Origin of the sequence: Paenibacillus lentus (assembly GCF_042714055.1) — a bacterium.
GTDB classification, from domain to species: Bacteria; Bacillota; Bacilli; order Paenibacillales; family Paenibacillaceae; genus Fontibacillus; species Fontibacillus lentus_A.
Window position 1 is genome coordinate 358,621 of sequence record NZ_JBHGVC010000001.1, and the last position, 14,309, is coordinate 372,929.

The 14,309-nt window shown below is 39.2% G+C and carries 13 protein-coding genes; 10 read left to right on the forward strand and 3 right to left on the reverse strand.

The features are described from left to right. Window positions 1–9 precede the first annotated feature (9 nt). On the reverse strand, window positions 10–1,257 hold the full coding sequence (locus ACE3MQ_RS01460) for a CynX/NimT family MFS transporter (protein ID WP_379389861.1): 1,248 nt from the start codon (window positions 1,255–1,257) through the stop codon (window positions 10–12). A 204-nt stretch (window positions 1,258–1,461) separates the two neighbouring features. After that, window positions 1,462–2,025, reverse strand: a complete 564-nt coding sequence (locus tag ACE3MQ_RS01465) for a helix-turn-helix domain-containing protein (RefSeq protein WP_379389863.1) — start codon at window positions 2,023–2,025, stop codon at window positions 1,462–1,464. 495 nt (window positions 2,026–2,520) lie between these two features. On the opposite strand from ACE3MQ_RS01465, the gene ACE3MQ_RS01470 reads away from it, so the two are divergent. The 8 genes from ACE3MQ_RS01470 to ACE3MQ_RS01505 all read left to right on the forward strand — a co-directional run bounded on the left by ACE3MQ_RS01470 (window position 2,521) and on the right by ACE3MQ_RS01505 (window position 9,628). Then, a complete protein-coding gene (locus ACE3MQ_RS01470) occupies window positions 2,521–3,573 on the forward strand; it encodes an aminoglycoside phosphotransferase family protein (RefSeq protein WP_379389865.1) in 1,053 nt (350 codons plus the stop codon). Between the two features lie 95 nt (window positions 3,574–3,668). After that, window positions 3,669–4,259 (forward strand): TetR/AcrR family transcriptional regulator, encoded by a 591-nt coding sequence (locus tag ACE3MQ_RS01475; protein WP_379389867.1) that lies wholly within the window; start codon window positions 3,669–3,671, stop codon window positions 4,257–4,259. Window positions 4,260–4,293: 34 nt separating this feature from the next. Continuing rightward, window positions 4,294–5,049 (forward strand): (S)-benzoin forming benzil reductase, encoded by a 756-nt coding sequence (locus tag ACE3MQ_RS01480; RefSeq protein ID WP_379389869.1) that lies wholly within the window; start codon window positions 4,294–4,296, stop codon window positions 5,047–5,049. Between the two features lie 942 nt (window positions 5,050–5,991). Next, on the forward strand, window positions 5,992–6,438 hold the full coding sequence (locus ACE3MQ_RS01485; protein ID WP_379389871.1) for a LytTR family DNA-binding domain-containing protein: 447 nt from the start codon (window positions 5,992–5,994) through the stop codon (window positions 6,436–6,438). Window positions 6,439–6,451: 13 nt separating this feature from the next. Continuing rightward, window positions 6,452–6,880 carry a DUF3021 family protein gene (locus ACE3MQ_RS01490; protein WP_379389873.1) on the forward strand — a complete coding sequence of 143 codons (429 nt, stop codon included), beginning with the start codon at window positions 6,452–6,454 and terminating at the stop codon, window positions 6,878–6,880. A 178-nt stretch (window positions 6,881–7,058) separates the two neighbouring features. Further along, entirely contained in the window at window positions 7,059–8,363 is a 1,305-nt protein-coding gene (locus tag ACE3MQ_RS01495) for an alpha/beta hydrolase family protein (RefSeq protein WP_379389875.1), read from the forward strand. A gap of 603 nt (window positions 8,364–8,966) precedes the next feature. Further along, complete coding sequence (locus tag ACE3MQ_RS01500) at window positions 8,967–9,209, forward strand: XRE family transcriptional regulator (protein ID WP_379389877.1); 243 nt, start codon at window positions 8,967–8,969, stop codon at window positions 9,207–9,209. 173 nt (window positions 9,210–9,382) lie between these two features. After that, window positions 9,383–9,628, forward strand: coding sequence for a hypothetical protein (locus ACE3MQ_RS01505; RefSeq protein ID WP_379389879.1), 246 nt, complete (start codon window positions 9,383–9,385; stop codon window positions 9,626–9,628). Between the two features lie 657 nt (window positions 9,629–10,285). Here ACE3MQ_RS01505 and ACE3MQ_RS01510 read toward each other — a convergent pair. Beyond that, the gene (locus ACE3MQ_RS01510; protein ID WP_379389881.1) at window positions 10,286–12,262 is read right to left on the reverse strand and encodes an ATP-dependent DNA helicase; all 1,977 of its coding nucleotides are present in this window, start codon (window positions 12,260–12,262) and stop codon (window positions 10,286–10,288) included. A 115-nt stretch (window positions 12,263–12,377) separates the two neighbouring features. Between ACE3MQ_RS01510 and ACE3MQ_RS01515 the strand changes: the two genes are divergently transcribed. Then, a complete protein-coding gene (locus ACE3MQ_RS01515) occupies window positions 12,378–12,542 on the forward strand; it encodes a catalase (RefSeq protein WP_379390695.1) in 165 nt (54 codons plus the stop codon). Between the two features lie 185 nt (window positions 12,543–12,727). Beyond that, on the forward strand, window positions 12,728–13,573 hold the full coding sequence (locus ACE3MQ_RS01520; protein WP_379389883.1) for a S1C family serine protease: 846 nt from the start codon (window positions 12,728–12,730) through the stop codon (window positions 13,571–13,573). Window positions 13,574–14,309: the final 736 nt, after the last annotated feature.

A 14,309-nucleotide genomic window follows, 5' to 3' on the forward strand; every position in this document is an offset into this window, starting at 1 on the left:
AACTATCAATTAATGCTTAGTTGTATCCACGAGTCGGTTTCTAGCTGCACCCCAACCAACAATAAATAGCAAGATAGAGGCGCCAACTAATATGAGTAGTGGCAGTGTCCAACTGTTTGTTGCATCATGCAAATATCCGATTAATGCCGGACCCATTGCGGCAAGAAGGTATCCGATGGACTGTGCCATACCCGACAGTTCTGCAGCTTGATGAGCATCTTTGGTGCGTAACCCGAAAAACATCATGGACAAGCCAAAAGCGAATCCTCCTCCAACACCGAGGATGATAATCCACAAGAGGATAATACTCGGGTTCCCATAGAGCAGTCCAAGTGTTCCACACAATAGTAAAATCGATGTGGTCACAATTAACGAACGTTGGCTAGACATGCGGCCAGCAAGAACAGGAACGATAAATGTAAAAGGAAGCAGTGCTAGCTGCATAATCGAAAGATACCAACCTGATTGACTGGAATCAATTCCGTGTTGTTTTAAGATTTCAGGTAACCATGCAATTAGCACATAAAATATCGTAGATTGAATCCCCATGAATAAAGTCACTTGCCAAGCAAGAGGCGAGCGCCAAATATTTACTTGCTTTTCTGCAAGCGGTTGAGTGCCAGAACGAGAAACTTGTTTCGTACGATTTCTTATCTGTGGCAACCAAAGGAGAACAGATACAAAGCTGAGAATAGCCCAGATTCCTAATGCGCCTTGCCACCCTAGTCCCGATCCAACAGCGAGTGGGACACTGATTCCCGAAGCAATCGCACCGCATAAATTCATTGAAATCGAATAAACTCCGGTCATTGAACCGATTCGATGAGGGAATTCACGTTTAATTAGGCTCGGTAATAATACATTACATACTGCAATGGCAAACCCAAGAATTGCCGTTCCAAGATACAAATTAATTGCTCCAGATAAGGATCGTAGTACGATACCAATCGTTAAAAATAAGAGAGAAATCAAAATTATAAGTTCCATTCCAAACCTACGCTCTAATTTGGGTACAAGAGGCGATAACAAAGCAAAAGCGAGTAGTGGCACCGTGGTGATCAGACCGGCTAACGTATTTGAGATGTGCACATTATCTCGAATAATACTTACTAAAGGACCAACGGAGGTCAAAGGAGCACGGAGATTGGCCGCAATAACGATAATTCCTAAAACAATTAACCAAGTTGCAGATTGTTTACGTATATTTTCAATGGATGCTTCATATTGACTTTTGCTCAAAGACTGTTGTTTGTCCATACTATCCTCTCCTTCGTGTGAATAAATAAAGTATAGTATAATATATTATATTTAACAATAAGTATTTTATAATTTACTAATATAACTTATTTTCGTAGTATTGTTAACCAGTAGGAAATAGAGAGTGCACAAAGAAGTCCCCGTGATGAAACACAGGGACTTCTTTGCGTGAGTAAAGAATTTAATCATAACGAGTCGAATTGATTAAACTTCATACTTCAAAGTAATATGGAGAACAGTTTCGTTGTCTGTAGGATTCAAATATGAATGTGAGCTATCCGCACGAAAACTGATGGTATCATATTGGTTCAATGAGTAGATTTCTTCATTCACCTGAATTGAAACGGAGCCACTCATGACCGTCGCAATTTCAGTTGTGTTGGTGTGGTGTGCCTCTGGATTGTAAGAGCTATTAGGTCGTAAGTATGCACGGTACATTTCAATGTCATGGTTTGTGTTTTTTAAGATTGGCTCAATGATCCAATTTTTTTGTTCGCTGGCAAACCGTAGTCCTTTGCCGGCTCGGAAAATATTAACAGAACTTTCCGATGAGAACAAGGTCATAAGCGGTAAAGATATTCCTTTCGATATCTTCCAAAGGATTCCAACGGTTGGATTGGTTTCTCCGCGTTCAATGTTCCCAAGGGTGAGTTTACTTACTCCAGTTAGCTCCGATAATTCATCTAGGCTCATTTTTTTTTCTTTTCGAATTTTTTTAAGAGTTGCACCAACTTGCAATACAATTTGTCTTGTATCATCGATTTCCACTTAGAATCCACCTTTTCATAGCACTTTATGGTTAAGTATATTGCCTTTCGCATTTCTTTTCAAAATTAGCACGAAAGAATAGGTCTCGAATATCGACGATTGCCTTTTTTGATCGTTGGATCTACGGAGCAAAAGGCAGCTGAAAAGGAAAATGTAACAATAAAAAAATTAATTGTCGTAGGACAAAAACATGGGTCCATTAAAAGTCGCTACTTTAGCGACTTTTTTGTTTTAACGGTACAAATTCTTGTCCCGAGTCGAGGACAAGAATTTGTACCGATTACCGGCTAGACTATATCTAATCATTTTTCAATCGCTATTTCATTAAGCTAACGGGCGTGAAGAGGTAATAAATGAATATATCTATAGTCGACCTTTCATCGTTGTCTTCTTTTCAAATATGATGTTTGAAGGATAGTGAATTTACGAGGTTGGGTAAATTTGAACGGCGAACAACTGTTTCGCCTTGTTAAAAAACGATTGGAGGGCTTCATAATGAGCGAAATAAAAGCCGAAACTCTGACACAGGTCTTAATCAAAATGCTCGGTACAAAAATAATCTGCACTGATTTCCAAACCAAACCATTACATGGCGGTACAGTGGGTGATGTACAGCTTGTAACGGGCAATGCCAAAACTACTGCCGGCGGGACGTTACCCTATAAGATCGTTTTAAAAACGCAGAAAAAATTTGAACGCTACAGCGATCCCGATTCCTGGCGTAGGGAATATGATTTTTATAAATCCAATTTCGGCGTTCTGTTTTCTGAATCATTCCGTTGGCCTGAATGTTATCACGTCGAAATGAACGAAGAAGAAAACGAAACGCAGATATGGATGGAATATATCGACGGCATATCGGGTTTAGACTTGACCAGCGATATGTATGAACGCGTAGCCGAGGAATTAGGACGGTTCCAAGGCAAATTATATGCCGAACAGCCAGTTGTTTTACAGAACTTGACCAACTTGGGCAAAGTGGATTATATGAAGAACTTCTATCTTCATTATCGGTCATGGAATAGAGTGTACGATTATATACGCTCTGACGATTGCGAAATCCCGAAACACATATGTAAGATGCTCATCGACATTGATGAAAACGCAGACGAAATATTCAATCGTATTGAAAAGCTACCTATCGTGCTGTGCCACAGGGATTTTTGGGTGGCAAACATATTCTATTCAGACGGTAAAACCATACTCATAGACTGGGATACCACGGGGTGGGGCTATTTAGGTGAAGATATGGCAAGTCTTATCGCGGACGAAGCCGATATCGAAAACATGGTTGAATACTACCATAGAAGTATCCCGGCGTATTACAAGGGCTTTTCGGAATATGCAGATATTTCGCACATAACGGATAACTGCGTTTATGAGTTGATTCTACTTATGTTCGGATACAGGCTTGTAGAGTGGTATATGGACGCAGGATCGGGAAACACACTCCAAGAAACGGATGATGAAAGAACGCTGCACATCCATACCCTGCAAAAAATCTTTGAGATAGGGAATGTAATGATTGATTTCAACGGGTATGCTTGAATCCCAATTATGACTTTTTTGAACGATCGGTCGTTAAATTATTGACAATTCATTAGGCTAATCCTTATAATGACCTTAATACAAATGAAGGGAGCTTGAGGGTTATCAAGAAAAGAGATATTACATCTAGTCATATCATCCAAGCAGCATATGAACTTTTTGCAGAGTATGGGATAGAGAGAACAAGTTTGGGCATGATTTCAAAAAGAGTGGGAATAACTAAATCATCCATATACTACCATTTTGTCACGAAAGAAGAGTTAATTGGCCGAACATTTGAGTATATTTTTAGAGATCATTATTTTGCTGCTTACTTTGATACTGAATCCGTTAATAAAGACAATTTTGTAGAGACGATAATTAGAGGCGGTTTAAAAATGCTGCCAAGCGATAACGAAGAGTATCGTTCAACATTAAGAGTACTTAGTGAGTTTACGATGCTAGCCGAGCGTGATGACCAATTTAGAGCTCCTTTATTGAAAGTTCAACAAGATTTTGTAAACGGTTTTTTTGATATATTGTCAAAAGGCACTGAATTTGGTCTTGTTGAACCTTCAAAAATAGAAGTCAGCTCTAAAATTCTTGCCCTGCTTATTGATAATTTGTCTAGATGTAAGATGATGAAGATGGATTTGGAATATCAGATAATTTGGGAAGAGACTATTAATAGAATTATTCTTCGATAAGTTAAACTAGGTAGCTTATAAGGAGTGATACCCCTTGAAACATATTATTATTACAGGTACATCCAGAGGAATCGGTGAATCTTTGGCTAATCAATTAATCGATAAGAACCACCATCTTATATGCATTTCTAGAACTACTAACCAACGGATTATCGATCAGGCCAAGGAAATGGGCTGCAGAGTTGATTATTATAATTATGATTTAACAAATATTAGTAATATTGATCAACTTTTCGAAGACATCTTCAATCAAATTGAGCTTTATTCCAATGATGAAGCGATCTATCTTATCAATAATGCCGCCATGTTGACTCCTGTGAGCCCAATTGAACGGATAGAAACTGAAAAAATAATAGAGAACATCCATTTAAATCTATTAGCACCGATGATAATAACTTCAAACTATTTAAAACTAACCAAGAATATGAATGTGGACAAAAGAATTCTAAATATATCATCAGCATCTGCAAAATACTTATTACCTTCACAAAGCTGTTACAGTACTGCAAAAGCTGGCCTAGACTCTTTTACAAAGAGTATAGACATTGAACAAAAACTAGTTACATATCCTGCAAAAGTAGTCGCTGTATATCCAGGCATGATCGATACCAATCTACAATCGGAAATACGATCAGTAAGCCATGACCTTTTCCCATATGTTAATGAATTCATCCAACTTTCTGAGGAAGGTAAACTACAAACACCTGAATACACTGCGCACAAATTAATTGATATCCTATTAAGTGAAGATTTTGGAAAGGCTGTTGTTCTAGAAACCATTGATCAATAAGTCCAATTAATGGCCTACAGTTAAAGCGTGTGTTAACTCATTTAAGACAGGAGGGTAAAAGACTGTTAAGAGATGGAGTTTTGAACGAACTCTTAGAGGATTAAAGATTCTGTCAAATTAAATAATCTTAGTAAGAACAACTCGGCATTCTAAAGAGTTGTTTTATTTTGTCTTTAATAAATCCAATGCTGTCACAGGACAAGAACATAGTCCTTTAAGAAACTGCGCCCCGCGCGGTATTTCTAATTTAAGGGATTAAGTTCTTGTCCTTTGCTCGAGACAAGAACGGGCGCTATGTTTCATTAAGCTAACGGGCAGATTTGCTCAATGGCGTGGGGCAAACTCACATAATTCTAATAATTTATTGGGTACTTTTTATTTTATTGCCTTTCAATTAGAATATATTAGTACCATAAATGAAACTTAATTCCATCAAATGAAACATGAGTGCTGTTTTTTCCAATACTTACATCAGGCAATTACACATCATAGAGCTATGTTTTCTTGTAATAGAGAATCAAGGATTCTTACCTGAGCCTTTTACCTGTAAAGGCTATTTAGACAAAGTTCAGGAAATAAATGTTACAGGAGGTGCCGTTGTATCGGGTTCATTTCAAGGATTCGATCAAAACTATCGGATTGATTCGTTGCTAGCGTTATCAAAAAAGAAAGCAGTCGATCAAAATGATCAAATACCTTTGTTCAACTAACCGGCAGGATAGTTCGAATATCAATCGCTGCGTAAACGTGGTGAAAGAGGGATTTTGCCACTATTTTGGCATAGGTTATTTTAGCGAAGAGATGGGGAACAATCAAGAGTGAATTTCTTTTAACAACTAACGAAAGACCGAACTTAAGTGTTCAGGAGAGAAGGAGAGAAAGTTCGTTCAATTGGCCTTCTTTGTTATAAACGTTAGCAAGTTTTAATTCGAATGTTCGAGGGTGATTTTTATCAAAATTTTCATCGAAGTAATAGACCATACAGAAGAAGAGGAGATCCGCATCAGGTGTCACCAAGTAGACGAAGAAATACATGAGCTCGTTAATAAAATAAAAACCGAAACACTCATTATACTTGGTTATCATGAGGATAAGATCAGCCGCATTAAAATCAGTGATATTTATTATTTTGAAGCTGTTGACGGAAAAGTGTTTGCGTATTGTAAGAACAACGTTCATGAAGTCAAACAAAAGCTTTATGAACTGGAGGAACTTTTGAAAGAGAAACATTGTTTTCGCGCCTCCAAATCCACCATTCTAAATATAGCCAAGATTTCCAGTATTCATCCGTCGATCAGCGGCCGTTTTCAAGCATTATTGGATAACGGGGAGAAGGTAGTCATATCACGGCAGTATGTGCCAATGCTTAAACACATACTTGGATTATAAAAGGGGGATCTATATGAAGTATTCCAAGCTCATTAAAGAAATGATAAGAGATTTCTTAATTATATTCGCCTCCATCATTATAATCATCACTATTTTGCGGCAAATCTATGCTCCTGATGCAAGTTTCGAATTAAATACGATTTTTACAATTATGGCTTTCTCTTTTCTGGGTGCTTTGACCGGAATCATTTTATATACGCCGCATGCGATTAGCGAGAATAAAATGCGCCTCCGAGTGATTTTACATTTCTTTTTTCTGGAAGCTCTATTAATTTCTCTGGCTGTCCTATTGAATCTCGTATACGACACTTTCGACATACTATTATTGGCTTTGGAAATTGCCGCCGTATACGTTATCGTTCGCGTACTGACCTATAGGAATGACAAAAAGGAAGCTCAAAAGATCAATGAAAGACTAAGAGCATTTAAAAAAGAGGTTTAGAAGATATACACAAACCGCTCCTAAATAAAGTCGTATTTGCAGCGTAAGTACACATCTTTGCGTTGTTTTTTACAACTTATTGCCTCTCAGCTACAGCTTATCGTTTATGCGTATACACCTGTTCTTCCATTTATTATGATGAACTCATAAAAAGTCGGAGGAGGAGCAGAGAAGTCTTATGGAGATTTTAATACTTGTTGTTACGTTGGTCTTCGAGCTGGCAATTGCCGTTTATTCCATTGTAACCAAGCAAAGCCGCAGCAAGATAAAGAGTTGGACGAGAATCGCAATGTTTATAGGATTCATGATGCTGAGCTTGGGTAAAGTTGTCGTATGGGAGTACACTTGGGGACTGTTTGCAGGCTTACTCTTTATATTAGCGTTCAAGGAAATGTTTGCGCTCCTGCGCAAACAAACACACCCCCCGCGTTACAAAGCTTTCTCTACGGTATGGAAATTCCTTTTGTTAGCACTGACCGTAGTCATTACCCTTGTTCCTGTTTTACTTTTTCCACAGCATAGGCTGCCGCAAGTGACAGGTCCGTATGCAGTGGCGACCGCCACTTACAGCTATGTGGACAAGAATCGGATCGAAGAATTTAAGGATCAAGGAGACAATCGGTTTGTTAACGTGGAATTTTGGTATCCTAAACAGGCAGAAGGAACCTATCCTTTGCTTGTGTTCTCTCATGGAGCATTCGGTATTAAAACCAGCAACACTTCTACCTTTACAGAACTTGCGAGCCACGGTTATGTCGTCGTTTCGATTGACCATCCCTATCATTCTTTTTATACCGTTTCCGAGGATGGGAAGGTCGTGACGATTAATCCCGAGTACATGCAAGAATTCAACAATGCAAATAAAGGGGGTTATTCGCTTGGCGAGTATTTCGAACTTAATCAAAAATGGATGAAATTGCGAACGGATGATATGGATTTTGTCATGGATACGATTCTGGAACAAGCCGAGCAAAAAAAAGATCCTGTATATGAACGTATCGATACACAGAAAGTAGGCGTGTTCGGTCATTCGATGGGGGGAACGGCAAGCGTAGCACTGAGCAGGGAGCGCGATGACATTGACGCCGTAGTAAATATAGATGCTCCGTTTTTTAGTGAGCTTGTATACGATAAAGTTACGAACGAATTAACTGCAAAATCCGAACCTTTCACCATCCCGCTTCTTAATGTTTATTCGGATGATGTGTGGATACAGCTCGACAGAAGTTCTGCTTATATCGCGAATAGTATTTCGAATAAAAATTTTAAAGGTGCATACAACGTTCATTTTAAAGGCGCAAAACATTTAAGTTTAACCGATCTACCTTTATTCTCGCCTATATTGGCAAACCTGTTGCAAGAAGGCAGAAGAGCTGATATTGATAAATACTATGCGATTGAAACTCAAAATGAGCTTATCCTTCGTTTTTTTGACTATGCTCTAAAGAATCAAGGTCAGTTTGCTCCAAAAGCGACATATTGAGTATCTGTTCTATAAGTTTAGGAAGAAATGGTATAAACAGAACATCGGATACCGCATGGAAATAAATTATTGGGTGTCGAGGGACAAGAACTTGTACCGATTGCCGTAATGGACAATGAAAGTAAGTCATTTTGAAAAAGGTTACTTTAATCAAAAAACATAATTGGAGAGGGATTGGATTGATGTCTAATGACAGAAAAGTGGATACATTTAATAAAGCTAAAAAGCCTGATTTCTTTTTTTATTTTATGATGGCGATCAAAGGTCAAAATTATTAAAACTTATTCAGAGGAACTAAAGATGGATGCGATAATATCGATAACAACATAATCAACGAGGACGTAAGCAGTTGTGCAGCTTATAGAAAAATTAGAGAATCACCTTAGAACAGAAGGTGTATCTTTGAACCTGTTCGACTCTATTGCTGAATTCGAATCATTTTATATAAACATACGATAGTATGGCGATGGAACTCGTCCAACAAATTGTGCAGACCCATGGGAAATCTCATCGTTATGGGGCCCTTTATGAAGTATATTCATGCTGGCAATGGACAACGCTTAAAGTTAAGTATTATTATCTTATGCGGGAGGTCATCGCTTCTTGAAATATGAACTAGGACGTTGCTTACTGAATGAACGGTTGATGGAATCCGGAAAGTCAGCGGAATGGCTGGCAAAAGACTTGCTTTTTAAACCGGAACGAGTTTACGACTTTATTGAAAACAAAAGAGTGATGCCACTTAAAATTGCCATATCGATCGCCGATTCCATCGGTTGTGATGTTCGTGCCTTGTATGAATTAATTCCGAACGATAATGAAGCAAAGGGGGGATTAGTGGAATAAGTGGTAGATTGCAATTAGACTACAAATATGATCCATTAAGCTAAGCTAACGGGCAGTAATGCTTAACACACCAACCGACGAGATTCATTATAAAAAAGTTTTACCTTGTTAACGTCACCGATATGCAGTTATACTTAGCTCAATATTTCTTTTAAAGTTTGGAAGTGTTAATTATGGAAAAGAACCAATTGTCTGAGAATTCATTGAAAGCCGTTCAGTCAATTGTTTCTGCAATTAATCACCGACTGAATGACAAATATCCTTTAGTTGTTTCTTTGGACGGAGGAAGCGGGGCAGGAAAATCTACGCTTGCTGCTGGGGTTGCTTCGCAGTTGGTCGCAGCAGTGATTCACTGCGATGACTTTTTTGAAGCAACTGTCCCAGACAACGATTGGGATACATACTCATTGGAGCAATAATGCCGTCGTTGCATTGACTGGCAACGTATGCATAATGAAGCATTATTGCCATTGCTAGATGGTAAGAAAGCCCAATATTTATATGAAGAAACCAAGTCGATTAGTGGCCTGTTTTTTTCATACTTAAAAGTAGATCTTCTTCATGAAGAGGATGACATATTACCGAGAGTCACAGAGGTCGAAGAAAATGGGAGGGAGGAGCCAAGAAACTGAGGTCGTCCGATTTTTGGAAAGTACTGTAGAAAACCTCTTCTGTAAAGTGGGTCAGAAATCCGTACAGAAGAGGCGTGATTTAACTAAAAAATTGGAATATGATTTCTAGAGTAATGATCTACTTTGGTAGACTTCTTATCTTGCATGGTTGTATCCTTTAATACAATATTTAAATCATCAATGTAGGATTTGTATTTTTTGGCATCATCGGTTATATCTTTACCTTCCATTGTATAACTAGTAAATAATCGTGAAGAAGTTATTACAAAATCTGAAGTAAAACTCGGAAGAGGAGATAGCCCTCTTTTATAAAAATCTACAGAGTGAAAAGGACGCGATATACAGCAAAGAATACATGTTCTTGTCGACAGCCACCTTTCATGCGTGGGCGTCTAAACAAATTGATGTTGGGTGACAAAAACATAGTAACATTCCACACATTAACTACAACGATTCTACTTCAAGTATAGCTCCAGCCGGCAATACTGCTACCACACTATCTTTGACATGCTGATTGAGCAAAACTTCTGCATCCAAGATGGCTGCACTCCCTTGATCCGTCGATGAGCGAATGAGTCTACCTAATCCTTGCCGTAAGCGAAGCAGCATATATGGCAGGTCTACTTCTTTATATGCAGAATCAGCAGCTTCCCGTTTAGCCATAAATACAGGATCTTCCGGTGGATAAGGCAGTGACCAAATAATAACGTTGGATAATGAAGATCCCGGTACATCCAGACCCTCCCATAGGCTTTCCGCACAGAGCACGCTTTCCTCTGTATTTTGGAACTCAGCTATGAGGCTGCTAATCTCACGGTCACCTTCATATAGCATAGTATAGGAGGCGAAGTATGGATGGTGCGAAGCGGCTTGCTTAAACTCGCGCAGCTCATTCATTGTTCTGAATAACAATAGAGCTCGTCCTTCGGTACGTTTGATCAGCTTGGCCGACAGGGCCAGCTTCTTCGCCGCGGCAACCTCACTCCGAATCTCTCCATCTTGCAGAAGTTCACTCGGTGCTAATAGCTTCATCTGCTTTTCGTAATCGTACGGAGAGTCCACAGAAAAAGATAAAAATTCGCTAATTCCGAGACTTCCCGCTACGTAATCAAAAGATCCATCTACCGATAAGGTTGCTGAAGAGAATACAATCGGCATCTGAAGTCCGAATACCCGTTCCTCCAACACTTCCTTGACCGTTTGCGGCATAATGGCGAGTGTTGCAGTACCATCCTCATTTTCTTCCGCCCAGCAAATGTAGGTTTCAGGCTCACGGAACAGATGAAGCGCAGTTTGGATCATCTCCAGATGCTCTTCAACGATACGAAGCTTATATTCATCAAGAGTATACAGGCCACTCTCAAAGACCAGTTCTTCATCAATAGCTTCAATTGTATTTTTCCAGCGATTCAGTTCTTTTAGAAGCTTCTCATCAATGTGGATTCGTTTTCGATCAGAACCGGGTATCGCTGTACTTTGCTCCGCTACCAGAGAAAACACAAGCTGACTCTGATCAATGGAATCTTCGATTCGTTCGGCTAGCGTTTCCCTGATCTCTCCATCTAGAAGACGAGTAATAATCTCTTCATATGCACTATGCTTCAGCTTATAACTGAGGGCATGTTGTGCTGCAGATTCGAGTAAATGTCCTTCGTCAAAGACGACTGAACTATGTTCCGGGAGGAGGGGAAGCTGACCTTCTCTTTTTCTTCCCTCATAGGTCCACACATGCTCCATGTAGTAATCATGGGAACAGATAATAAGGTCTGTAGATTTTCGATAATGGTCCCGAGATAAGGTCATGCCGCAGCGTTGTCTTTTATCACATACAAAACAGTCCTGAAATGAATCCCAGTTGATCTTATTCCACTGTTCATCATTCAGATGTGGGTATTCCTTACGATCGCCGTAAGGGTAAAAAGATTGCATCGTTCCTGGGGAATGAACAAAATCAGGAAGATTTTCATACAGGTCTTCAATAACCGCCGCATCTTCATCCTGAAGACGAACGCCGTCTATTTTCTTAAGACATAAATATTGATCAGGGGATTTACCGAGCCGCGCATCAATCTGTAAATCCAGATAACGGGCAAGCTTAGCTATATCTCCTTCCTGTTTCACAAGCTGCTCAATGAGCGACTCATCTGCACAGGCAATCACTGTAGGCTTACGTGTATATCTGGCATAGTTAACTGCATAAAGCAGATACACGAGTGTTTTTCCCGTGCCTACCCCAGCTTCTGCAAAAATAGTTTTCTTATTGGCATAGGCTCTTTCCAATTGGTAAGCCATAAATATTTGTTCATCACGTACATCAAATCCATGTTCAGGTAACACATCATAAAAAACATCCGCAACCCAATCGCCGACCTGCTTGACGAACGGTTCTGACGGATCATAGGAGAAAGGATATCGCTGCACACTTACGCCTCCGACACTATCATATTCTTATTAGGAAAACTAGAATTATCTCATGAATGAAGAGGTTTGGCAACCTGTCTTTCTCATAACCTTTATACAATTTCTGTCATCAATGATGTATAATAGCATTGCTATGTCTAAGAAAATTACTCATTTTGACCAGGAATTAATTCCGGAGCAGGTTGTACACGCACGAGGTGTAGGAGCACATGGAACTCCTACTGCTTATGGTAAAGCCGGGACAGCTACCTTGAATAAACTCAGAATAGCATTGTTATAAATTAAGGAAGTGAACACTATAACCAAAATAATAAATAATAAAATAAACAAGCTGCAGTCCAATGAGATTGTAGCTTGTTTTGCTTATATTATACGTATATCCTTTTGTTTACGATCACAGTCTGTCAGCGTTTGGTATAATCATATTGAATCATTGTTTTTATTCTATTTCTCATTAGCAGGGAGGTGTTTTCCATCCGTAACGATGAGCTGAATGATCCCAAAACATCCGCCGATCCAGTAAATGATACCGATGTCCCGTTTGAATGGGAAGAAGAATTTTGGAATCCGGAGGATGACATTGAAGAGGATGAGTTGAATCACCGACCCAAAAGAACATGGATCAAAAAAACAATTATTGTTATGCTGGTCATTCTGCTACTCGGTAATCTAATCGCTTTTATACCACAGATTTATAATCTACTGACACTACGGTTTTTGAAAAAGGATGCACAGTTATCACAAGATGAACAGATCCAGCAATATAAGCAAGCCGTTGTCAATGTTAGTACCGGCGGTCGGAAAGGTACAGGGTTTAATATCGCTCCAAACGGACTCATTATTACGAATCAACATGTCATGGATGACGACAAGGCTGGCATTATCCAATTTTTAAATGGAAAAACATATCCGGCAGATGTTATCGTAAGTGACAGCGAGATCGATATTTCCATACTTAAAATTAGAGACAATGCGAACAACCTACCTACACTGCAATTGGAAACAGAGATAGCGTATCAAGAGGGCGATCCTATTCATGTCATCGGAAATCCGCTAGCATTCTACCGAATCGCCACTGAAGGCACAATGCTAGGATTAACCCCATCAGAGAGTCGCCAGCTTCCCATGCTCATGATACAGGCGCCAATTCATAACGGAAACAGCGGCAGCCCTGTTATTAACAATAAGGGGAATGTTATTGCAGTTGTGTATGCCACAACAATTACATCACAGGGGGATCAATCTATCACTGTAGGTCTTGCTATTCCAATTGATTATTTGGAGAAATATGAAAAGATTATGCTATGGTAATACCCATGACAATCACTATGTTGATGTTGCTAGTCGGCTGCAATTCCAGTGTACATACTGAAACTATGAACCCCAGCAGTGATTCGAGTTCAACACCAACTTCAACGTTACCTCAAACACCTTCTTAGATATCAAATCCGACACAAAACGGAGAAACTAAAACTTTTATTTATGGTGGACTCAAACTTGAAGTAACAAATGTCTACGAAGTTCGAACCGAAAGCATGATTGATTACGGAGGTAATCCATGGGATTACAGTGTTTTGTCTGTTATCCCGGCGCAAGTGTTACCGTATTAACCGCCGATATGAGTGACGTTAATATCACTGCCGATGGAAAGTCTCATGCGAATTGGGGTGTTCTCTTGGCGTCTGGTGGACGGAAAGATATCGTGACGACATGAATTCATTTGATATTACACCTGATATACTCGGCATTTATAGCCTTGAATCGAGCATATATGTATTGAAATTAGAGATGTACAAAAATTACAATTAGGTATTATGAAAGCCCGAAGATACCATCATAACCTCAGTATCAAAGTAAGTAGCAAGAAGGCCTGTATAACGGATGGGGCCTGATGATCAGAGAATAAAAGAGATGCAAAAGTATATTCGTGATCTCCTAAATAAAATAGGGTATATACTGTGACACATGTCGAGGGACAAGAACATGACCCCATTGAAAGCCGCTATTTTATCGGCTTTTTTATTTTATCGGACTAAGTTCTTGTCCC